General features: G+C 74.0%; 19 protein-coding genes. 6 read left to right on the plus strand and 13 right to left on the minus strand.

The annotated features are described in order from the left end of the window. Positions 1-39: 39 nt before the first annotated feature. The 6 genes from ACIG0D_RS29720 to ACIG0D_RS29745 form a co-directional block, all read right to left on the minus strand. Positions 40-711, minus strand: coding sequence for a hypothetical protein (locus ACIG0D_RS29720; protein WP_399807147.1), 672 nt, complete (start codon positions 709-711; stop codon positions 40-42). 410 nt (positions 712-1,121) lie between these two features. After that, complete coding sequence (locus ACIG0D_RS29725; protein WP_086736398.1) at positions 1,122-1,919, minus strand: type III pantothenate kinase; 798 nt, start codon at positions 1,917-1,919, stop codon at positions 1,122-1,124. A gap of 9 nt (positions 1,920-1,928) precedes the next feature. Continuing rightward, a complete protein-coding gene (gene nadC, locus ACIG0D_RS29730) occupies positions 1,929-2,918 on the minus strand; it encodes a carboxylating nicotinate-nucleotide diphosphorylase (RefSeq protein ID WP_399806888.1) in 990 nt (329 codons plus the stop codon). Continuing rightward, entirely contained in the window at positions 2,915-4,645 is a 1,731-nt protein-coding gene (locus ACIG0D_RS29735) for an L-aspartate oxidase (protein WP_399806891.1), read from the minus strand. The genes nadC and ACIG0D_RS29735 overlap by 4 nt, the downstream gene beginning before the upstream one ends. Then, complete coding sequence (gene panC, locus ACIG0D_RS29740) at positions 4,642-5,562, minus strand: pantoate--beta-alanine ligase (protein ID WP_399807149.1); 921 nt, start codon at positions 5,560-5,562, stop codon at positions 4,642-4,644. Before panC ends, ACIG0D_RS29735 begins: the two co-directional genes overlap by 4 nt. Before the next feature lie 86 nt (positions 5,563-5,648). After that, positions 5,649-6,581 carry a Rossmann-like and DUF2520 domain-containing protein gene (locus tag ACIG0D_RS29745; RefSeq protein ID WP_399806893.1) on the minus strand — a complete coding sequence of 311 codons (933 nt, stop codon included), beginning with the start codon at positions 6,579-6,581 and terminating at the stop codon, positions 5,649-5,651. Between the two features lie 181 nt (positions 6,582-6,762). Between ACIG0D_RS29745 and ACIG0D_RS29750 the strand changes: the two genes are divergently transcribed. Beyond that, positions 6,763-7,977, plus strand: coding sequence for a threonine aldolase family protein (locus tag ACIG0D_RS29750; RefSeq protein WP_399806896.1), 1,215 nt, complete (start codon positions 6,763-6,765; stop codon positions 7,975-7,977). Positions 7,978-8,018: 41 nt separating this feature from the next. Here ACIG0D_RS29750 and ACIG0D_RS29755 read toward each other — a convergent pair whose 3' ends face one another. Continuing rightward, the gene (locus ACIG0D_RS29755; RefSeq protein WP_399806899.1) at positions 8,019-8,228 is read right to left on the minus strand and encodes a hypothetical protein; all 210 of its coding nucleotides are present in this window, start codon (positions 8,226-8,228) and stop codon (positions 8,019-8,021) included. Positions 8,229-8,400: 172 nt separating this feature from the next. On the opposite strand from ACIG0D_RS29755, the gene ACIG0D_RS29760 reads away from it, so the two are divergent. Then, positions 8,401-9,504, plus strand: a complete 1,104-nt coding sequence (locus ACIG0D_RS29760) for a DUF5937 family protein (RefSeq protein WP_399806900.1) — start codon at positions 8,401-8,403, stop codon at positions 9,502-9,504. A 145-nt stretch (positions 9,505-9,649) separates the two neighbouring features. Here ACIG0D_RS29760 and ACIG0D_RS29765 read toward each other — a convergent pair whose 3' ends face one another. The 3 genes from ACIG0D_RS29765 to ACIG0D_RS29775 all read right to left on the minus strand — a co-directional run bounded on the left by ACIG0D_RS29765 (position 9,650) and on the right by ACIG0D_RS29775 (position 12,314). Beyond that, positions 9,650-10,282 (minus strand): AAA family ATPase, encoded by a 633-nt coding sequence (locus tag ACIG0D_RS29765; RefSeq protein WP_399806902.1) that lies wholly within the window; start codon positions 10,280-10,282, stop codon positions 9,650-9,652. An 83-nt stretch (positions 10,283-10,365) separates the two neighbouring features. Further along, on the minus strand, positions 10,366-11,037 hold the full coding sequence (locus ACIG0D_RS29770) for a response regulator (RefSeq protein ID WP_399807152.1): 672 nt from the start codon (positions 11,035-11,037) through the stop codon (positions 10,366-10,368). A 74-nt stretch (positions 11,038-11,111) separates the two neighbouring features. After that, a complete protein-coding gene (locus tag ACIG0D_RS29775; RefSeq protein WP_399806905.1) occupies positions 11,112-12,314 on the minus strand; it encodes a sensor histidine kinase in 1,203 nt (400 codons plus the stop codon). A gap of 118 nt (positions 12,315-12,432) precedes the next feature. On the opposite strand from ACIG0D_RS29775, the gene ACIG0D_RS29780 reads away from it, so the two are divergent. Beyond that, positions 12,433-13,464, plus strand: coding sequence for an SAM-dependent methyltransferase (locus tag ACIG0D_RS29780; protein ID WP_399806908.1), 1,032 nt, complete (start codon positions 12,433-12,435; stop codon positions 13,462-13,464). 127 nt (positions 13,465-13,591) lie between these two features. Here the strand turns inward: ACIG0D_RS29780 and ACIG0D_RS29785 are convergent, their stop codons facing one another. Beyond that, a complete protein-coding gene (locus tag ACIG0D_RS29785; protein WP_365762629.1) occupies positions 13,592-14,743 on the minus strand; it encodes an NADH-quinone oxidoreductase subunit D in 1,152 nt (383 codons plus the stop codon). Positions 14,744-14,774: 31 nt separating this feature from the next. Between ACIG0D_RS29785 and ACIG0D_RS29790 the strand changes: the two genes are divergently transcribed. Together ACIG0D_RS29790 and ACIG0D_RS29795 are read left to right on the plus strand one after the other, a co-directional pair. After that, a complete protein-coding gene (locus tag ACIG0D_RS29790; RefSeq protein ID WP_399806911.1) occupies positions 14,775-15,278 on the plus strand; it encodes a PH domain-containing protein in 504 nt (167 codons plus the stop codon). Positions 15,279-15,490: 212 nt separating this feature from the next. Further along, on the plus strand, positions 15,491-16,786 hold the full coding sequence (locus tag ACIG0D_RS29795; protein WP_399807154.1) for a PH domain-containing protein: 1,296 nt from the start codon (positions 15,491-15,493) through the stop codon (positions 16,784-16,786). A 117-nt stretch (positions 16,787-16,903) separates the two neighbouring features. On the opposite strand, the gene ACIG0D_RS29800 is transcribed toward ACIG0D_RS29795, so the two are convergent. After that, complete coding sequence (locus tag ACIG0D_RS29800; RefSeq protein WP_399806914.1) at positions 16,904-18,310, minus strand: hypothetical protein; 1,407 nt, start codon at positions 18,308-18,310, stop codon at positions 16,904-16,906. 183 nt (positions 18,311-18,493) lie between these two features. Further along, positions 18,494-19,609, minus strand: coding sequence for an alpha/beta hydrolase (locus tag ACIG0D_RS29805; RefSeq protein WP_399806916.1), 1,116 nt, complete (start codon positions 19,607-19,609; stop codon positions 18,494-18,496). A gap of 379 nt (positions 19,610-19,988) precedes the next feature. Here ACIG0D_RS29805 and ACIG0D_RS29810 point away from each other — a divergent pair, with 379 nt between their 5' ends. Continuing rightward, positions 19,989-21,782: a phosphatidylglycerol lysyltransferase domain-containing protein gene (locus ACIG0D_RS29810; RefSeq protein ID WP_399807157.1), complete on the plus strand. Its 1,794-nt coding sequence runs from the start codon at positions 19,989-19,991 to the stop codon at positions 21,780-21,782. Positions 21,783-21,831 lie beyond the last annotated feature (49 nt).

Below are 21,831 nucleotides of genomic sequence, written 5' to 3' on the forward strand. Positions count from 1 at the left end.
GGGCGGGGGGCCGGGGCGGGGCCGGAGGGCGGTCGGTCGTCAGCCGACCGCGAGCTGCTGGGGCGGGTTCGCCGGAGGCTGGGGCGGCTTGCGGCGGGGGAAGACCTCGCCGGGGGTGGGGATGGGGCGGCGGGTCGGCGGCTGGGGTGCGCTCGGTGTGGGGGTGGGCGCGGCGGGTTTCTCCGCGGGCTTCTTCTCGGTCTCCCGGGCGGGGCGGTCGGTGGGGGCGTCGTCGGCGCAGCGGCCGCCCGGGAGGGCGAGGAGGCGGGTGCGGGAGGCCGGGAGCAGGGGGTTCGGGCGGGAGCTCTGCGCGGCGGCGGGCCCGGGGACCGGGGCGGCGCGGCGGGCGAGGCGGGCGCGTACGTCCTGCTCGGCGAGGGTCTGGCAGCGGCCCAGGAGCGCGGCGGCGGTGGGGTTGCCGCGCAGGGCGCGCAGGGCGGCGAGGTCGTCCGGGGTGGGGCGGTGGCCGGCGCCGAGGGTCTCCTCGAGGAGGGTGAGGTAGCCGGCCGCGGTGCCGGGGAGGGCGGCGCGATAGCGGGCCAGGTCGGCCACGAGGAAGGCCCGCAGGCGGGCGGCCTCGCGCATCGCCTCGTCGAGCGAGTCGGCGAGGCGGAGGCAGTCCTGGACGTCCTCGGGGGAGGCCTGGCCGGGGTGGAGGGCGAGGGCGAGGGCGCGGCGGAGCACACGCAGCTCCTCCACACCGAACGCCATGCCGCCGCGGGATCCGTAGGGCGTGGGCATGGCGGCGACGATACGCGCTAATCAGACAAACTTCGCATGGCTGCTTCGGTGTGGCGTGGGAGCCACCCGTATGCGGGTGGCTGTGGGTGGGAGCGATGCTTGCGGCGGCCTGCGCGGGTGGGGCGGTGGTTGCGGTGGCGCCGGCTGTCGGTTGTGGGGCGGGGACGTGCCGGGGGGTGTCCGTCCTCGGTCCGGGCGGCGCTGTCACTGTTCGACCCACCCGGTGCCGGACGCCCGGACGCTGCGGGCGGGCACCCCCGGCACGCACGTCCCCTTCTCGCCGTCGGCGGCCGTCCACCCTGGCTGGTCGACCGCCGGCCGTCGTCACATGCGGGACCGGCCGGCCGTCCACCCGTGGCTGGTCGACCGGCCGCTCGTCGTCACATGCGGGACACGTTCCGCTCGTAGACCATGCGCAGGCCGATCAGGGTCAGCCACGGTTCGTGTTCGTCGATGACCGAGGACTCGCCGAGGACCATGGGGGCGAGGCCGCCCGTGGCGATGACGGTGACGTCGTCGGGGTCGTCGGCGAGTTCGCGGGCCATGCGGTTGACGACGCCGTCGACCTGGCCGGCGAAGCCGTAGACGATGCCCGCCTGCATGGCCTCGACGGTGTTCTTGCCGATGACGCTGCGGGGGCGGGCGACCTCGATCTTGCGGAGCTGGGCGCCCTTGACGCCCAGGGCCTCGACGGAGATCTCGATGCCGGGGGCGATGACGCCGCCGACGTACTCGCCGCGCGCGGAGACCGCGTCGAAGGTCGTGGCCGTACCGAAGTCGACGACGATCGCGGGGCCGCCGTACAGCTCGACCGCGGCGACCGCGTTGATGATGCGGTCGGCACCGACCTCCTTGGGGTTGTCGGTGAGGATCGGTACGCCCGTCTTGACGCCCGGTTCGACGAGGACGGCGGGTACGTCGCCGTAGTAGCGGCGGGTGACCTCGCGCAGTTCGTGCAGGACCGAGGGGACCGTGGCGCAGATGGCGATGCCGTCGATGCCGTCGCCCAGTTCGTCGCCGAGCAGGGGGTGCATGCCCATCAGGCCCTGAAGGAGCACCGCCATCTCGTCCGCGGTGCGGCGGGCGTCGGTGGAGATGCGCCAGTGTTCGACGATGTCCTCACCGTCGAACAGGCCGAGGACGGTGTGCGTGTTGCCTACGTCGATCGTCAGCAGCATCCCCGTCTCCTACTCCGCCGCTCGCAGGTCCAGGCCGATGTCGAGGATCGGCGAGGAGTGGGTCAGGGAGCCCACGGCGAGGTAGTCGACGCCCGTGTCCGCGTACGCCCTGGCGTTGTCCAGGGTGAGGCGGCCGGAGGCCTCCAGGGCGGCGCGGCCGTGCACGATGGCCACCGCCTCCTCGCACTCGCCGGGTGTGAAGTTGTCCAGCAGGATCAGGTCGGCGCCCGCGTCGACGACCTCGCGCAGCTGGTGGAGGGTGTCGACCTCGACCTCGATGGGGACGTCGGGGAAGCGTTCGCGGACGGCCTTGAAGGCCTGGGCGACGCCGCCCGCGGCGATCACGTGGTTGTCCTTGACGAGGGCCGCGTCGGAGAGCGACATGCGGTGGTTGACGCCGCCGCCGCAGCGGACCGCGTACTTCTCCAGGGAGCGGAGGCCGGGGGTGGTCTTCCGGGTGTCGCGCACGCGTGCCTTCGTACCCTCCAGGACGTCCGCCCACGCGCGCGTGGCCGTGGCGATGCCGGAGAGGCGGCACAGGAGGTTGAGGGCGCTGCGCTCGGCGGTGAGGAGGTCGCGGGTGCGGGTGGTGACGGAGAGCAGCTTCCGGCCCTCCTCCACGCGGTCGCCGTCCTCGACGTGGCGTTCCACCTCGAACTCGTCCTCGCAGACGATCGAGAGGACGGCCTCGGCGATGTGGAGGCCGGCGACCACGCCCGCCTCGCGGGCGACGAAGTCGGCGGTGGCCACCGCGTCCTCGGGGATGGTGGCGACCGTGGTCACGTCCACGCCGCCCGCCAGGTCCTCCTGGATGGCGACGTTGGCGATGTCCTCGACCTCGACGGGGTCGAGGCCGGCGTCGGCCAGGAGCTGGGCGAGCGCGGGGTCGAGGCCGCACTCGAGGTATTCCTCGTCGGTGTCCGCGCCGCAGGCGCAGCCGTCGCCGCAGCCGCCGTTCTGGGCGAGGGGAAGGTCAGGGGTGCTGCTCACTGCTCTCACTGCTCCTGGGGACGGTGCGCCGGGGGGTTCGGCCGGGTCGGGGGGAAGTCTGCGGTGTCGGTGGTGTGTACGGCGAGGCTGCGGTCGGGATTCAGCCGTACGACGATGTGGCGGCGCCACGCGGTGTCGTCGCGGTCGGCGTGGTCCTCGCGCCAGTGGCAGCCGCGGGTCTCCTCGCGCAGCCGGGCGGCGGCGACCAGGACGCGGGCCACGCACAGCAGGTTGGTGGCCTCCCAGGTGTCGACACCGGGCTCGGCGGTCTTGCCGTTCTCGGCGAGGGCGTCGCGGGCCTCGGTGTGCAGCCGCTGGAGCCGGTCGGCGGCCTTGGTGAGGGAGTCGGCGGAGCGCAGGACGCCCGCGCCCTCGGTCATGATCCGCTGGATGGTGAAGCGGGCCTCGGCGGGCTGCAGGGGGTGCGCGGGGACCTCGGGGTACGGGACCGGTTCGGGCACGCGCGCGCGGAGGCCGCTGTCCGCGTGGGCCGCGGCGATGTCGGCGGCGATGCGCTCGGCGTAGACCAGGCCTTCGAGGAGGCTGTTGGAGGCGAGGCGGTTGGCGCCGTGGACGCCGGTGCAGGCGACCTCGCCGCACGCGTACAGACCGGGGACGGTCGTACGGCCGTGGGAGTCGGTGCGGACGCCGCCGGAGGCGTAGTGGGCGGCCGGGGCGACCGGGATCGGCTCGTGGACCGGGTCGATGCCGTTGTCGCGGCAGGCGGCGAGGATCGTCGGGAAGCGCTGCTCCCACATCTCGGCGCCGAAGTGCCGGGCGTCGAGGAACATGTGCTCGGCGTCCTGCTCCTGCATACGGCGCATGATGCCCTTGGCGACGATGTCGCGGGGGGCCAGTTCGCCGAGCTCGTGCTGCCCGGCCATGAAGCGCACCCCGTCGGCGTCGACCAGGTGGGCGCCCTCGCCGCGGACCGCCTCCGAGACCAGGGGCTGCTGGCCCTCGGCCTCGGGGCCGAGGAACAGCACGGTCGGGTGGAACTGGACGAACTCCAGGTCGCTGACCTCGGCGCCCGCGCGCAGGGCCAGGGCGACGCCGTCGCCGGTGGAGACCGAGGGGTTGGTGGTGGCGGAGAAGACCTGGCCCATGCCGCCGGTGGCGAGGACCACCGCGGGGGCGTGGACGGCGCCGACGCCGTCGTGCTGGCCCTCCCCCATGACGTGCAGGGTCACGCCCGCGGTACGGCCGTCCGCGTCCGTGAGGAGGTCGAGGACGAGGGCGTTCTCGATGGTGCGCACCCCGCGCGCGCGGACGGCCTCCACGAGGGCGCGGGAGATCTCCGCTCCGGTCGCGTCGCCGCCCGCGTGGGCGATACGGCGGCGGTGGTGGCCGCCCTCGCGGGTCAGCGCGAGGCCGCCCTCGGCGGACTCGTCGAACTGGGCGCCCGTCCGGATGAGCCGGCGTACGGCGTCGGGGCCCTCGGTGACGAGGATCCGCACCGCCTGCTCGTCGCACAGGCCCGCGCCCGCGACCAGGGTGTCGTCCAGGTGCTGTTCCGGGCTGTCGCCCTCGCCGAGGGCGGCGGCGATGCCGCCCTGGGCCCAGCGGGTGGAGCCGTCGTCGAGGCGGGCCTTGGTGACGACGACGGTGTTCAGGCCGGCGTCCTCGCAGCGCAGGGCCGCGGTCAGGCCGGCCACGCCGGAGCCGACGACGACCACGTCCGCGTCGATGGACCAGCCGGGAGCGGGCGCGTGCAGTCGTATGCCTGTGCTGGTCACGAGGCGGCTCCGAAGGTGAGGGTGATGTTGTCGATCAGTCGGGTCGTGCCGACCTTGGCCGCGACGGCGAGGACGGCCTCGCCGGTGTAGTCGTCGGGGACCTCCGAGAAGTCGGAGGGGTCCACGAGGGCCAGGTAGTCCAGGACGAGCGGCGGGTCGAGGCGGGCGGCCTCGTCGAGGACCAGCCGGGCCGCCGCGCGGACCTCGGCGGGGCCGCCGGGGGCGGCCTTGGCGACGGCGTGCGCGTCGGCGGCCGCGCGGGACTCGCCTATGGCGCTCAGCGCCTCGGCACGCGCGCGCGTGGAGGGCACTTCCCGGGCCCGCGCGCGCAGCGCCTCAAGTGCCGCGTGGCGGTCCTGCGCCGCGAACAGCGCGCGGGACAGTGCGAGGGCCGTGCGCCGCTCCTGGGGGGAGAGGTAGCGATTGCGGCTGGACAGGGCCAGGCCGTCCTCCTCGCGGACGGTCGGCACGCCGACGATCTCGACGGGGAAGTTCAAATCCCGCACCATGCGGCGGATCAGGGCGAGCTGCTGGGCGTCCTTCTGGCCGAAGAACGCGACGTCGGGGCGGGTGAGGTGGAGCAGTTTGGCGACGACGGTGAGCATGCCGTCGAAGTGGCCGGGGCGGGAGGCGCCCTCCAGGCGCTCGCCCATGGCTCCCGCGCGGAGGGTGATCTCGGGCCTGCCGTCCGGGTACATCTCGTCGACGGACGGGGCGAAGACGATGTCCGCGCCCGCCTGCTCGGCGGTCTTCAGGTCGGCTTCCAGGGTGCGCGGATAGCGGTCCAGGTCCTCGCCCGCGCCGAACTGGAGCGGGTTCACGAAGACCGTGACCACCACGTAGCCCTTGCGGCCGACGTGCTCCCGGGCGGTGCGGATCAGGGTGGCGTGGCCTTCGTGCAGCGCCCCCATGGTCATCACGACGGCGGTGCGGCCGGGCACCGAGAAGTGGTCCAGGACGTAGCCGAGGTCGTCCAGGGTGGGGACGAGTTCGAAGTCGCGGCTCATCGGTCTCCCCCGTTCTCGGTCGGCGCCGCCCCGTCGGCGAGCACCCCCAGCAGGTCTTCGGCGAGTTCCGGCTTCAGCAGGCCGGAGGCGAGCGCCCGGTCGGCGGTCGCGCGGGCCATCGCCAGGTAGCCGGCGACGGTCTGCGGGGCGTGCGCGCGCAGTTCGGCGATGTGCGCGGCGACGGTGCCCGCGTCGCCGCGCGCGACGGGGCCGGTGAGGGCGGCGTCGCCGGAGCGCAGGGCGTTGTCGAGGGCGGCGCCGAGCAGCGGGCCGAGCATCCGGTCGGGGGCGCCGACGCCCGCGGCGCGCAGCAGTTCCATGGACTGGGCGACCAGGGTGACCAGGTGGTTGGCGCCGAGCGCGAGGGCCGCGTGGTAGAGCGGCCGGTGTTCCTCGGCGATCCACTCGGGCTCGCCGCCCATCTCGATGACCAGGGCCTCCGCGGCCAGGCGCAGCTCCTCGGGGGCGGTGACGCCGAACGAGCAGCCGGCGAGGCGCTGGACGTCCACGGGGGTGCCCGTGAAGGTCATCGCCGGGTGCAGGGCCAACGGCAGGGCGCCCGCGCGCAGGGCGGGGTCGAGGACCTTCGCGCCGTAGCGTCCGGAGGTGTGCACGAGCAGCTGGCCGGGGCGGACGGCGCCGGTCTCGGCGAGGCCGGACACCAGACCCGGCAGGGTGTCGTCCGGGACGGTCAGCAGCACCAGTTCCGCGCGGGCCAGCACCTCGGCGGGCGGGACCACCGGCACGTCGGGCAGCAGCTGGGCGGCGCGGCGCCGGGAGGCATCGGAGACCGCCGAGACGGCCACCGGGCGGTGCCCGGCGAGCTGGAGGGACGCGGCGAGTGCGGGGCCCACGCGGCCGGCGCCGACGACGCCGACGGTGAGCCGCGCGGGGCGGTCCCGGGGATCTGGCTGTTGGCTTGTACTCACGCGACGGCGGCCTTCCCGTTCCAGTCCGCTCTGGGTACCGGACGATTTCTCGTCATGTTAACGCGATTGGTTCGAGGGGCGTTCGGTTGTCCACAGGCTGTGGGTTTCTGTCCGAGGTTCCCCGTCGGGCTGTGGGGAAAAGCGGTGTCCCCGCGGGACGTCGCCCGCGATGATCGCGGACATGAGCGATTCGGCCCAACAGCCGGCCCAGCAGCCGGACCTCCAGAGCACACCGGAATTGTTGTCCGACGACGAGCAGCGCAAGCGACGCAGAGAACGGCGCATCAGCGCCTCCCGGAGCGCACAGCGCATTCTCTGGCGCCCCGGTTTCCTGTCCACGCTGCGCGAGCGCCTGGCGGTGCTGGACGTGGCGTCCGAGCTGTACGACCTGGACGAGCGGGCGGACATCTACGGCGACGGTGTCGTCGAGGTGCTGGAGGAGAAGGTCGCCGGGCTGCTCGGCACCGAGGCCGCCGCCTTCTTCCCGACCGGCACGATGGCCCAGCAGGTGGCCTTGCGCTGCTGGGCGGGCCGTACCGGGAACCCGGTCGTGGCCCTGCACGCGCTCGCCCACCCGGAGGTGCACGAGCGGCATGCGTTCAGCCAGGTCAGCGGATTGCGGCCGGTCCGGGTGACGAGCGAGCCCCGGCTGCCGACCGCCGAGGAGGTGCGGGACCTCCCGGAGCCGTTCGGCGCGCTGATGCTGGAGCTGCCCCTCAGGGACGCCGGTTTCGTGCTGCCGTCCTGGGAGGAGCTGACCGAGGTGGTGGAGGCGGCGCGCGAGCGTGAGGCGGTGGTGCACTTCGACGGCGCGCGCCTGTGGGAGTCGACGGTCCACTTCGGCCGCCCGCTGGAGGAGATCGCGGGCCTCGCGGACAGCGTCTACGTGTCGTTCTACAAGTCCCTCGGCGGCTTCGGCGGGGCCGCGCTGGCCGGGCCGAGGGCGCTGGTGGAGGAGGCGAAGATCTGGCGCCACCGGTACGGCGGCACGGTGTTCCAGCAGTTCCCCACGGTGCTGTCGGCGCTCGTCGGGCTGGAGCGGGAGCTGCCCCGGCTGCCGGAATACGTGCGGCACGCGCGCGTGGTGGCCGCCGCGCTCCGGGAGGGGTGCGCGGCGGCCGGGCTGCCGTGGGCGCGCGTGCACCCGGAGGTGCCGCACACCCACGAGTTCCAGTTCTGGCTGCCGTACGACGCCGACGTCGTCGCCGAGGCCGCGGTCCGCACGGCAGAGGAGACCGGGACGGTCCTCTTCGCCAACGGCTGGGACGGCAAGGGCCCCGGCATCGCCGTGACGGAGCTGGGCGTCCGCGCGGCGGGGCTGGAGTGGACGGCCGAGGACGTGCGGGTGGCGGTGGCGGAGTTCGCGGCGCGGCTGGCGGAGGAGAGCGGTCGGTAGCGGCCGACGAGCCGGGGCCGGGGGCCGGATCCGGCTTGCCGTCAGAAGCGCGGGCGCAGGCGGGTCCAGCGGCCCAGGGTGTGCCGTAGCCGCCCGCGGGCCGGGCGGCCGGTGAGGACCGCCTCGAACTCCCGGCGGTCGCGCCACTCGCGCACGACCTGCCAGTCGTGGGCGCCGGGCTGCGGCGGGACGGCCTCACCGAGCTGCCGGGCGCGGTAGGCGTCGAGGAGGTACTGCTGGGTGATGCTCATGGCGGATCGCCTCTTCAGGAGGTCGGGGACACAGGGATGGGGGAATTCCGGAAGGCTCCGCGGCGGCCCCGGTGACCTCAGCCTGCGCCCGGTCACCGCGCCCGGTCGCGCCAGTTGACGGCAGCCGTCAATCGTCGGGGGCGCTGTCGGTGGCCGGGTGCACCATGGGGTCATGAGCGTGAGCATCGACATCACCGGGCTGCCGCAGGAGCGGATCTTCTTCGTGCCGTCGCCGCTGGCCGAGCTCGGTATGGCCCTGCACGCGCTCAGCGAGCCCGGACACCACCCGGGGCTCCAGGGCTGGGCGACGGCGGTGTCCTCTCAGCTGGACCCCGGTCTCGCGGACCGCCTGTGCGAGGCGGACTTCCTGTGGCGGACGACCTTCTCCGACGTCTTCGCCCCGTTCGCCGGCGTCCCGGGCACCCGCACCCTGCCGGGCGCCACCCTCACCGAGGAACTGGACCTGCTGGACAAGCTGACGGACGAGCAGTTCGTGCACGCGGCGCTCGAGTTCACCTGCCAGATCAGCTACGCCACCGAGAGCGCCGGCCCACTGGAGGACGAGACCGTGCGGCGGCGCGCGCTGGAGATGGCCGCCGCGCGGGGCTGTGTGCAGGAGCGGTTCACCCGGCGGCTGCTGGACGACCCGCCTGCCGTGCGCGGCTGGTTCCGGCAGCTGATGCAGGACTGCGAGGAGGCCTTCTTCGCGGACGTCTGGGCCCGGGTCCAGCCGCAGCTGGCCGCCGACGCGCGCCACAAGACGGAGCTGCTGCGGCACAAGGGGGTCGCCGCCGCCCTCTCGGCGGTGTCCTCGGCGGTGTCGCTGGACGCGGAGGCCGGGCTGATCACGGTCGACAAGCTGATCGAGGGCCGCACCGCGACCGGCGACGGCAATCTGGTGCTGGTCCCGACGAGCCTGGGCTGGCCGCATGTGATGGTGCTGCACCGGTACGGCTGGCAGCCGGCGATCACCTACCCGGTCAGCGGCCCGGCACCGCAGGCGCCGTCCGTCGAGCAGCTCACCCGCCGCCTGGAGGCGCTGGCGCACCCGGTGCGGATGCGGCTGTGCCGCCACCTCGCGCGCGCACCGCACACCACCGGCGAGCTGGCCGACGCGCACGGCATGTCGGCGCCGGAGATATCCCGGCACCTCGGCGTCCTGAAGAAGGCCGGCCTGATCAGCACCCGCCGCCGCGGCCGGTACGCCCAGCACCAGCTGAACCTGTCGGCGGTGGCCCGCCTGGGCAGCGACTTCATCGAGGGCGTGCTGCGCTGACGGCGGAGGTGGGGAACCTCACCCAGGCGCGCCGGGCCGCCGGGCCCGTCGCGTGGTCAAAGTCGCAGGAGTCGTAGCAGTTGTAGCAGTCGTTAGGGGCGTGCCCCGCGCGGGCGCCGCGCAGGCGCAGGCAGCGCGCCCCGGATCAGTCGAACCGGATGTGGCGGATGCCCACCCTGGCCTGCCGCAGCCGGGTGCGGACAGGGCCCTCGTGGTGGGGGCGGAGGGTCAGACCGGCCAGGACGGCGATGCGGTCGGCCGTCTTCGGGACGGTGGTGTGGTCGGTCCACAGGTGCTCGGCGAACTCGGGTTCGCGCAGCCGATCCAGGCAGTGGTCGAGCCGCTGGACGGCCCAGCTCTCGCGGCGCGGCCCGGCGCCCTTCCCGGCGACGAAGCGCAGCAGGTGCCCGAGGCCCCGCTCGCGCAGCCGGGCGAGGACGGTCTCGCGTTCCGCGAGGAGGGTGAAGTGCCGTACGTCGTGGCCCAGTTCCCGCAGCCGTCCGACGGTCTCGGCGAAATAGCCGGAGTCGGTGACGGTCATGGGCGCGATGACCACGCCGTCGTGCTTGGTCAGGGCGAGGTCGAGGACTTCGACGACACCCTGGCGCCAGGACACCAGGTCCTGGAAGTCGCCGCGCAGTTCGGGCGGCAGCATCCGGCGCAGGCCGAAGCCGGCGTGCTCGGGGTCGCAGATGACGCTGCCGGGCAGGCGGCGCTGTATCTCGTGTGCGGTCTGTGTCTTTCCGCCCCCGAAGGGGCCGTTGATCCACAGGAGCATGCGCAGGACCCTACCGGCGGCCCTCGGGGAGCGTCAGCGGTTCCGCCGCCCTCACCGCCCTCACCGCCCTCCCCCTCGCGCCCTCAGCCGTGTCCGCCCGCCCGCACCAGTCCCGTCTCGTACGCCAGGACGACCACCTGTACCCGGTCCCGCAGCCCGAGCTTGGTCAGGATGCGGCCCACGTGCGTCTTCACGGTGGCCTCGGACAGCACCAGCCGGGCGGCGATCTCGCCGTTGGACAGGCCCTGCGCGACCAGCACCATCACCTCGCGCTCCCGCTCGGTCAGCCGCTCCAGCTCCTTGTGCCGCGGCTCCTTGCCGGTGCTGGGCAGCATCGGCGCGAACCGGTCGAGGAGCCGTCGCGTGGTCGACGGGGCCACCACCGCGTCGCCGCTGTGCACCGCGCGGATCGCGGCCAGCAGCTCGCCGGGCGGCACGTCCTTGAGCATGAACCCGGAGGCGCCCGCCTTCAGCCCGGAGAACGCGTACTCGTCGAGGTCGAAGGTGGTCAGGATCAGCACCTTCGGCGGGTTCGCCTCCGCGCAGATGCGACGAGTGGCCTCCACACCGTCGAGCTTGGGCATGCGTACGTCCATCAGGACCACGTCGACGTCCGTCGAGCGCACCACCTGCAGGGCCTCGACGCCGTCGCCCGCCTCCGCGACGACCTCCATGTCCGGCTGGGCGGCCAGCACCATCCGGAAACCGGTGCGCAGCAGCACCTGGTCGTCGACGAGCATCACGCGGATCGTCATCGGGGCCTCTTCCATGTCCATGGTCGTGAGCGGGTGGGGGCGTGACAGGTGTCAACGGGGGGCGTGCGAATACGTCAATGCGCCGGTTTGAGCGGCAGCAGCGCACTGATGCGGAATCCTCCGCCGGGGCGGGGGCCCGCGTCCAGGGTGCCGCCGACCATCCCGACCCGCTCCCGCATGCCGATCAGGCCGTGGCCCTGTCCGTCGGCGCCGCCCTCCTCGTACAGCTCGTGCGGGGCGCCCTTGCCGTCGTCCTCGACGAGCAGGCCGAGGCCGTCGTCGAAGTAGACCAGCCGCACGCTGGCGCCCGCGTTGGGGCCGCCGTGCTTGCGGGTGTTGGTCAGCGCCTCCTGCACGATGCGGTAGGCGGTCAGCTCCACGCCACTGGGCAGCGGGCGCGGGGTGCCCTCGATCTTGAAGTCCACGGGCAGTCCGGAGCCCCGGCACTGCTCGACCAGCTCCTCGATCTGCTGGACGTCGGGCTGCGGGACGTACTCCCCGCCCTCCTGGTGCTCGCCGGTGCGCAGTACGCCGAGCAGCCGGCGCATCTCGGCGAGCGCCTGGCGGCCGGTGGAGGAGATGGTCTCCAGCGCCTTCTTCGCCTGGTCGGGGGCGGCGTCGAGGACGTAGGCGGCGCCGTCGGCCTGCACCACCATCACCGACACGTTGTGCGCGACGACGTCGTGCAGCTCGCGGGCGATCCGGGCGCGCTCGGCGGCGACCGCGACCTTGGCCTGCGCCTCGCGCTCCTTCTCCAGGCGCGCGGCGCGTTCCTCCAGCTGCGCGAAGTAGGCGCGGCGGGTGCGCATCGAGTCGCCGAGCACCCAGGCCAGGGCGAACGGCACGGTCTGGAAGACGGCGACCGCGATGTCGCCGAGCAGCCCGGACTCGGTGGCCGGCCAGCGGATCTGGGCCAGCGGCGCCGCGCACAGCCCGCCGATCAGCGCCAGCCGGGAGGCCCAGCGCGCCCCGACCGCGGCCACGGTGTAGACGATCAGCAGCATGGCGAAGTTCGCGGGCGTCGTGTAGACGTTCAGCACGAGCTGGGCGACGCCGACCACCGCCGCCAGGACCAGCATCTTCTCCGGCATCCGGCGGCGCAGCGCGACCACGAGGCACAGCAGCAGGACGACAGGGAGGATGAGCAGCGGCCGGTCGGTGCCCATGCCCTCCTGGTCGACCTGTCCGCTCGCCAGCGAGAGCCCGAGCAGGACGGTGGCCCAGGAGCCGTCGACCCATGTCGGGTGCCGGCGGAGGAAGTCATAGAGGCGCTGCACGTAACCCAGCGTAGGTACAGCCGATGCGTGCAGGGGTCAACCGGAGGATCGATCCGGACCGGACACACGTACTCCGCAAGGTGGAGGAGCCGTTCGCCTGTACGCCTAGCCTTGCGGTGTGACCGAGGAGACGGCGGGGACCGGGTGGCAGAGCCGGCAGGGCTGGCGGGGCTGGCGTGCGGCGACGGAGGCCGCGCTGTACGGGCCGGGCGGCTTCTACCGCAGGCCCGAGGGGCCCGCCGGGCACTTCCGTACGTCCGTGCACGCGTCGCCGCTGTTCGCGCGGGCCGTGGCGGAGCTGCTGTGCCGGGTCGACGAGGCGCTGGGCCGCCCGGACCCGCTGGACTTCGTGGACATGGCCGCGGGCCGCGGCGAACTCGCCGGCGGGGTCCTCGCCGCGCTGCCCGCCGGGGTGGCCGCCCGCACGCGCGCGTACGCCGTCGAGATCGCCGACCGCCCGGCCGGGCTCGATCACGGTATCGAGTGGCGCGCCGAGCTGCCGGAGACCGTCACCGGGCTGCTGTTCGCCAACGAGTGGCTGGACAACGTGCCCGTGGACGTCGTGGAGACCGACGCGGCGGGCGTGGCGCGGCGGGTGCTGGTGCGGGCGGACGGGACGGAGCGGCTCGGGGAGCCGGTCGCCGGGGCGGACGCGGAGTGGCTGGCGCGGTGGTGGCCGCCGGCGGCCGAGGAGGGGCTGCGGGCGGAGATCGGGCTGCCGCGGGACACCGCGTGGGCGTCGGCGGTGTCCTGTGTGGAGCGGGGGCTCGCGGTGGCGGTGGACTACGCGCACACGGTGGACACGCGCCCCCCGTTCGGGACCCTCACCGGCTTCCGGGAGGGGCGGGAGACGGCACCGGTGCCGGACGGGTCGTGCGACATCACGGCGCACGTGGCGCTGGACGCGTGCGCGCTCCCCGGGGGGCGCGTACTGACGCAGCGCGCTGCCCTGCGCGCCTTGGGGGTCGCGGGCGCACGCCCCCCGCTCTCGCTCGCGTCCACGGACCCCGCGGCCTACGTGCGCGCCCTCGCTGGCGCCGGCGAGGCCGCCGAGCTGACCGCTGTGGGCGGACTCGGCGACTTCGGCTGGCTGGTGCAGCCGGTCGGCATCCCGGACCCGCTGGCCCAGGCATCGCCCGAGGACCACTGAGCCCTGCTTCCGGCCGCTGAACCCGGCGTCCGACCGCTGACCCCGGCGTCCGGCCTCTGAACCCGGCGTCCGGCCTCTGAACCCGGCGTCCGACCACCGAACACTGCCGGTCGACGTCCCCGACGCCCTACTTGTCGATGTCCCCGACCACGAAGAACATCGACCCCAGGATCGCCACCATGTCCGCCACCAGCGTGCCCGGCAGCAGCTCGGTCAGCGCCTGGATGTTGTTGTAGGAGGCCGAGCGCAGCTTCAGCCGGTACGGCGTCTTCTCGCCCTTGCTGACGAGGTAGTAGCCGTTGATGCCGAGCGGGTTCTCGGTCCAGGCGTACGTGTGTCCCTCGGGCGCCTTGAGGACCTTGGGCAGCCGCTGGTTGATCGGCCCGGGGGGCAGCTCGGCGAGCCGGTCGAGGCAGGCGTCGGCGAGGTCGAGCGCGTTGTGCGTCTGCTCCAGCAGGCACTCGAAGCGGGCGAGGCAGTCGCCCTCCCGCCGGGTCACGACCTTCAGGGTGTCCTGGAGCTCGCCGTAGCCGAGGTACGGCTCGTCGCGGCGCAGGTCGAAGTCGACGCCCGAGGCGCGCGCGATGGGACCGCTCACGCCGTAGGCGTGCACCGCCTCCGGGGAGAGGACACCCACGCCCCGGGTGCGCCCCCGGAAGATCTCGTTCCCGAGCACCAGGTCGTCGTAGACGTCCATGCGGGAGCGCACGGCGGCGACGGCGGCACGCGCGCGGGCGGTCCACCCGGCCGGCAGGTCCTCCTTGAGGCCGCCGACGCGGTTGAACATGTAGTGCATACGCCCGCCGGAGACCTCCTCCATGACGTTCTGGAGCACCTCGCGCTCCCGGAACGCGTAGAAGACCGGCGTGATGCCGCCCAGCTCCAGGGGGTACGACCCGAGGAACATCAGGTGGTTGAGCACCCGGTTCAGCTCGGCGAGGAGGGTGCGGGTCCACACCGCGCGCGGGGGCACCTCCATGCCGAGCATCCGCTCCACGGCCAGGACCACGCCCAGCTCGTTGGAGAACGCCGACAGCCAGTCGTGGCGGTTGGCGAGCATGATGATCTGGCGGTAGTCGCGCGCCTCGAACAGCTTCTCCGCGCCGCGGTGCATGTAGCCGATCACCGGCTCCGCGCGCGTGATGCGCTCGCCGTCCAGGAGCAGCTTCAGCCGCAGCACGCCGTGCGTGGACGGGTGCTGAGGCCCGATGTTGAGCACCATGTCGGTGCTCTCCGCGGCGCCGCCGATGCCGACCATGGTCTCCGTCGTAGGAGTCATGGACCCAGTCTCTCCTACGTACGCTGGCCTCATGGAAACGGGGAGCCCGCGGGGCGCGGAGGTGGCGGGGGACGAACCGGTGTGGACCGGGCTCCCGCCGGGGCTGCTGCGGATGCGGCGGCTGTTGCTGGTGGTGTGGCTGGGGGCGCTGGCGGTGGCCGTGGGGCTGCTGCTCGGGCTGCTGGTGGGCCCCGCGTGGGCGGCGTTCGCGCTGCTGCCACTGGCGCTGATGGCGTGGGGCTGGGACCTGGTCGCGCGCAACTGGCGGTCCTGGCGGTACGCCGAGCGCGCCGACGACCTGCTGATCAGCCGGGGTGTGCTGTGGCACGAGGAGACGGTCGTGCCGTACGGCCGCATGCAGCTGGTGGAGGTCACCTCCGGCCCGCTGGAACGGCACTTCGGGCTGGCCAGCGTGCAGCTGCACACCGCTGCCGCCGCAACCGACGCGACGATCCCGGGCCTGGACCCGGCCGAGGCGGAGCGGCTGCGCGACCGGCTCACCGAGCTGGGCGAGGCCCGATCGGCGGGGCTGTGAACGCGCCGGGCACCGAGGGCAGCGAGGGCGTCCAGGGCACCGAGGGTGTCCAGGGCACCCATGGCACCAGGAGCGCCGAGGACGTCCCTCGCACCGATGGCACCAAGAGCACCGAGCGCGTCCACGGCACCGATGGCACCAACAGCACCGAGGACGTCCACAGCACCGATGGCACCGATGGCACCGACGACCGGGTACGCCGGGCCGGCGCCGTGACCGAGCGGCGGCTGCACCCCGTGACGCCGCTGCGGCGGGCCTGGGCGCCGGTCGCCGTCCTCATCGGCTGGGCGCTGCACGACCCGGACCAGGCGCAGCGCCAGCTGGACCGGCTGACGACGACCACGCTGGTGATCGCGCTCGGCGTGCTGATCCCGGCCGCCGCGCTGTACGGCTTCCTCAGCTGGTGGTTCACGCACTTCGCGGTGACCGAGACGGAACTGCGCATCCGCACCGGTCTGCTGTTCCGGCGCACGGCGCACATCCGGCTGGAGCGCATCCAGGCCGTCGACGTCACCCAGCCGCTCCTCGCGCGCGTGGCGGGCGTCGCGAAGCTGAAACTCGACGTCATAGGGACCGACAAGAAGGACGAACTCGCCTTCCTCGGCGAGGGCGAGGCCCGCGCGCTGCGCGCGGAGCTGCTCGCGCGGGCGGCCGGTTTCGCGCCCGAGACGGCGCACGAGGTGGGCGAGGCACCGGCGCACCGGCTGCTGCGCGTGCCCCCCAAGGTCCTCGCGCTCTCCCTGGTACTGACGGGCGCCACCTGGGGCTCGCTGGCCGCCGCGCTCGTCGTACCGCCGCTGCTGTGGTTCGCCACCCACAGCCTGTGGACGGTCCTCGCGACCGGCCTGCCGCTGCTCGGCGCGGCGGGCGCGAGCAGCGTGGGACGGTTCGTCGCGGAGTACGACTGGACGGTGGCCGAGTCCCCCGACGGCCTGCGGATCGACCGCGGGCTGCTCGACCGGGTGCACGAGACGGTCCCGCCGGGGCGGGTGCAGACCGTACGGATCGTGGAGCCGCTGCTGTGGCGCAGGCGCGGCTGGGTGCGGGTGGAACTGGACGTGGCCGGGTCGTCCAACTCCGTGCTGCTGCCGGTCGCCCCGCGCGAGGTCGCCGAGTCCGTCATCGGCCGCGTGCTGCCCGGGGTGACCGTGCCCGCGGGTCCGGAGCTGTCCCGGCCACCGCGCCGTGCGGGCCGGTGCGTACCGCTGTGGTGGCGGGGCTACGGCTTCACCGCCACCGACGCCGTCTTCGCCGCCCGGCACGGCCTGCTGCGCCGCAGCCTCGCCCTGGTCCCCCACGCCAAGGTCCAGAGCGTCCGGCTCACCCAGGGCCCCTGGAAACGCCGCTGCGGCCTCGCCGACGTCCACGTCGACACGGGCGCTGACAAGACCGTCACAGCCCGCCTGAGGCCCGCCCGGGAGGCCGCCTCCCTCCTCCGGACCCAGGCGGAACGCTCCCGCACGAGCCGGAGGGACGCCCGGCCGGACCGGTGGATGGCGCGGGGCTGAGCGGCGTCGGCCGGGGAGCCACGCGGCGCTCGGCCCCTGAACAGAACACCGCGCGGCCGGACCCGTGGTCGGTCCAACAGCCGCGCGGTGGTGGATCAGGAGGGGCCCCGGTGGGGGTCAGGAAGCCGCGGTGCGCAGCCCCTGTACGTCGATGCGTTCGGTCTCGTCGTGGGCCGTGAGGTCGATGACCTGGCCGGCCGCCTGCTCCGCGGCGGCCGGGGTCGCGGGCCGGAAGCCGCCCTCGGTCTCGGCCTTGTGCAGATCCAGCGCCTCCTGGCCGACGACATCGGCGAGGTCCTCGTTCTGCACCGCCTCCAGCGCGGCGGCGTTGCCCTTCGACTTCGTACCGAAGAAGTCGAATCCGCCCTCGGTGGCGGGGCGCCGCGCGGGGGTGGGCGGTACGACGGCCACCGCGGTCGGCACGGTGAAGTGTCCCGCGGGCTGCTGCGGGGCGGGCTGTCCGTCCGGAGAGGCGGCGGCCGAGTGCTCCTGCCCGGCGACCGCCTCGGGCTTCCCCTGCGCCTCGTCCTCCCGCGCGGCCTCCGCGTCGGCGGCTGCGCGCCCGGCACCGGCGCGCTCGGCACCAGCAGGCTCGGCACCAGCAGGCTCGGCACTGGACCCCTCTGCGCCGGCCCGCTCGGCACCGGACCGCTCGGCACCGGACCGCTCGGCACCGCCCTTGGCGGCCTGCCGCGGCACCGACGCCGTACCGGACGGGGCGGACTTCGCGTCGGCCCGGACGGAGTCCCCGGGCTCGCCGTCGGTCTCGGAAGTCCCGCCGGACTCCGCGCGCGCCGCGGGCACCGCACCGGCCCCGGCGGCAGCCGGGGCCACCTCCGGCGCACCCGCGCCGGACGCGTCCGAGCCACCGTCAGGCGCCGAAGCCTTCGTCTTCGTGTCCGCGTCGAGCCGGGCCAGTGCCGCCCCGGCACGCTGGAACAGCCGGGCGCCCTCCGGGGAGGAGAGCGCGGGCAGACCCGGCTTCTCCTCGGCGGCGGACTCGGCCTCGTCCCGCACCGGCCGGCTCTGCTCCGGCTCCGCCGCCGCCGGCAGCGCACGCGCGGGTGTGGCGGCCTCCAGCTCCAGCAGGCGGCGCCCCTCCAGCGCGCTCGCGCGTTCCGTCTCGGCGGTGGCGTAGCGGCGCAGCAGGGCCGCGTGTTCGTTGCGCAGCCCCGCCAGTTCGGCGCGCTTGGCGCGCAACCGCTGCTCCAGCTTCTGGCGCAGCTCACGGGATTCGTCGAGGTCGGCCTCCAGTTCGGCGACCCGCTCCTCGAAGCGCCACTCGTCGCTCGCCCGCGCGCGCGTGAGGTCGGCGACGCGCTTGCCCGCCTGGGTGTCCCAGCGCCGCATGACGACCGCGCCGACCACCGCCGTCACCGCGGCGGCGGCTGCCAGCCCGCGCAGCACCATCGGTTCCTCGAACACCCAGGGGCCGAGGGCGCAGACGAGGGAGACGCCTGCGATCGCCGACGGCGGAAGCAGCCTGTGCAGGGGAGGGGAATGGCGGTGACGTCCACGTGGCATGGCCAGAAACTTACCGCGCGTAGGGGAATCGTGGTGCCCCCGGGCCGTAAAAAGAAAGCCACCGTGAAGGGTTCACGCCGTATCGGGAACGGATAGCGGAAGGAAAGACTCCGTCACCGAATTCCCCGCACCGCCGGAACCCGGCCGGAAGGCCGTCCGGCCCCCGCCCAAAGCAAGATCATTTCAGGCTTCGGCCAGCCGTCCGCTCATCCACTCCAGCGCCGCCGGGATCTCCCGCCGCCAGGTGTTGAAGTTGTGCCCGCCGCTTTCCAGGATGATCGACGAGATCCGCGTGGGGGGCGCCGCTTTCACCCGCTCGATGAACTTCAGGGTGTCCTTGTAGTTCGACTCCCCGGACTTGCTGCTGGTGACCAGCAACGAGGTGTCCGGCGCGGGCAGATGCTCCAGGCACCACCACAGGTCCGCGCGGTTCCGCACCGCCTCGTCCCCCTGGTAGAGATCGCCCGTGGTGGCGTCGACCGGCGCCTTGTAGTACGCGGACAGGCCTACGCCCGCCCCGAACACCCTGGGGTGGTGCATCGCGAGTTTCAGCGCGCAGTAACCGCCCGTCGAGTCCCCGACGACACCCCAGCGGCCGGGTTTCGCGTCCACCCGGTAGTGGGCCGCGACCACCTCCGGCAGGTCCTTCGCGAAGAACGACTCCGCCTGCGGGCCGCCGGGAACGTCCACGCACTCGGTGTCCCGCGGTGGCGCCACGGTCGGCCGGAGCATCACCAGGATCATCGGCTCCATCCGCCCCGCCGCGGCCAGTTCCCGTGCGGTACGCGGGAAATGGAGCTTGTCCACCAGCGCCTTGGCCGTGCCCGGATAACCGGTGAGGACGACGGCCGCGGGGAAGTCGCGTTCGCGATGGCGCGGCTGGAAGTACTCCGGCGGCAGATACACGTACGCGTGCGTCGCGATATCGGTCGTACGCCCCACGACGGCCACCTTCTGCACCCGGCCGCCGCTCTCCGGCCGAACCCCGGGCGCCCCGGCCACCCGCGCGCTCTCCAGCACCTCCAGGCCGCCGCCCGCCGCGTGGTCGACGACCACCCCGAGGTCGTCCTCCCGCCCGAACAGGTCGGCCCAGCTGGCGTAGAACCCGAACGCCTGGTTGGCGGCGAGCCCCACCGACGCGAACAGCGCCACCTGGGTGGCCAGCAGCAGCCCGATCCGTCCGGCGACCGCCCGCAGGCCGCGCCGGGCCAGCCGCGGCCACAGCCACACCGTCGCCGCGAACAGCGCGACGGCCGAGCCGACCGCCACCGCGAGCACCACGTCGCTCGTGAGTCCCATGGGGTGTTACCCGTCCCCGTCCCCCAGGGGTGTCCCCTGGTGCTTTCCCTGTCTTTCCCCGGCCTTTGACCCCGCTTGGGAGAGGGGAGTGAACCTCCCTCCCCGACTCGCCGTCCTAGAGGGCGCAATGTCGCCGGATGCCCGATCGGCACCGGATTCAAGCTCTCTCGCTGAACCACGGGATGCGATGTCTGTCAGGGAAGATGGGGAAGTGTCGGGCGGGGTTCCGGTCCAGGTCCTGGGCCGGCAGCCGGACAACGCCACGGACCGGCCGCACGGGTCGAACGGGCCGCACGGGTCGATCGGGCCGCACCGGCAGGACCGGACGAACCGACAGGACCAGCAGGCCCGGACGACCCGGCCGGGCCGCGCCCGCCGGCTGCCGCGCGGCCCGCGGCCGGAGGCCGTACCCGTCCTCGTCGCCAGGGCCTGCGCCCTCGTCGGCCTCCTGGACATCGCCGCGGGCGTGTTCCCGCGCTTCCGCCACAGCAGGATGCACGCCCTCGCCGAGGTGCTGCCCGGCGCGCTGGGCCCGTTCGCGGCGGCGCTCTCGCTCAGCGCCGGCGTGCTGTTGCTGCTGCTCGCGCACGGTCTGAAGCGCCGTAAGCGCCGCGCCTGGCGGGCCGCCGTAGCCCTGCTGCCGGCCGGCGCGGTCGCCCAGTTCACCTACCGGCACTCCCTGCTGGGCGTGGTGATCTCGGTCGTCCTGCTCGCCGTGCTGCTGCGCCACCGCGACCAGTTCGCCGCCCTGCCCGACCCGCGCTCGAGGTGGCGCGCCCTGGCCAACTTCGTCCTCATGGGCGCCGGTTCGCTCGCCCTCGGGCTGGTCGTCGTCAGCGCCCACCCCGGTCGCATGGTCGGCGACCCGAGCCTGGCGGACCGTATCAGCCACGTCCTGTACGGCCTGTTCGGCTTCGAGGGGCCCGTCGACTACCGCGGCAACACCTCATGGACGGTGGCCTTCTCCCTCGGCGCCCTGGGCCTGCTCACCGCCGTCACCACGATCTACCTCGCCCTGCGCCCCGAACACCCCGCCGCGCGGCTGACCGAGGAGGACGAGGCGCGGCTGCGGGCCCTGCTGGCCAAGCACGGCGGGCGCGACTCCCTCGGCCACTTCGCGCTGCGCCGCGACAAGGCCGTGGTCTTCTCCCCCAGCGGCAAGGCGGCGGTCACCTACCGCGTGGTGTCCGGCGTGATGCTGGCCAGCGGCGACCCGATCGGCGACGTCGAGGCCTGGCCCGGCGCCATCGAGCGCTTCATGGACGAGGCCCGGGCCCACTCCTGGACCCCCGCCGTGATGGGCTGCTCCGAGACCGGCGGCGAGGTGTGGACCCGTGAGACCGGCCTGGACGCCCTCGAACTGGGTGACGAGGCGGTGGTGGACGTCGCGGATTTCTCCCTCGCCGGCCGCGCGATGCGCAACGTGCGGCAGATGGTCAAGCGCATCGAGCGCGCCGGTTACGAGACCCGGGTACGACGCGTGCGTGACCTCGGCGAGGCCGAGCTGGAACGGGTCCGCCGGGCCGCCGAGGACTGGCGCGGCACCGACACCGAGCGCGGCTTCTCCATGGCGCTGGGCCGCATCGGCGACCCGGCCGACGGCGACTGTCTGATAGCCACCGCCCACAAGTCGGAAGCCGAGCCGGGGCCGTACGGCGACCTGAAGGCGATCCTGCACTTCGTGCCCTGGGGCCGCGACGGCGTCTCCCTGGACCTGATGCGCCGTGACCGCTCCGCCGACCCCGGCATGAACGAACTGCTGATCGTGGCCGCGCTCCAGGCCGCGCCGAGACTCGGCATCGCGCGCGTGTCGCTCAACTTCGCCATGTTCCGCTCCGCCCTCGCGCGCGGCGAGAAGATCGGCGCCGGGCCGGTGCTGCGCGCCTGGCGCGGGCTGCTGGTGTTCCTCTCCCGCTGGTTCCAGATCGAGTCGCTGTACAAGTTCAACGCCAAGTTCCAGCCGCGCTGGGAGCCGCGGTTCGTGGTCTACCGAGCCTCCGCCGACCTGCCCCGGATCGGCTTCGCGGCGATGCAGGCGGAGGGCTTCCTGGACCCGGGCGGGCTGCTGCCCCGCCCGCTGCGCCGCCGCCGGCCCGCGCCCCGTCCGTGCGCCCACGCCGTACGGGACCACGAGGCCCACGCGCTGCCGGACCGGGAGGTCCGCGCGGCCTGACGCCCGGGCCGGACGGCGTCTGGAGAGCCGGGAGTCCCCGGGGGCCTAC

The organism is Streptomyces sp. NPDC052773, from assembly GCF_044547145.1.
In the GTDB taxonomy this organism is placed as follows: Bacteria; Actinomycetota; Actinomycetes; order Streptomycetales; family Streptomycetaceae; genus Streptomyces.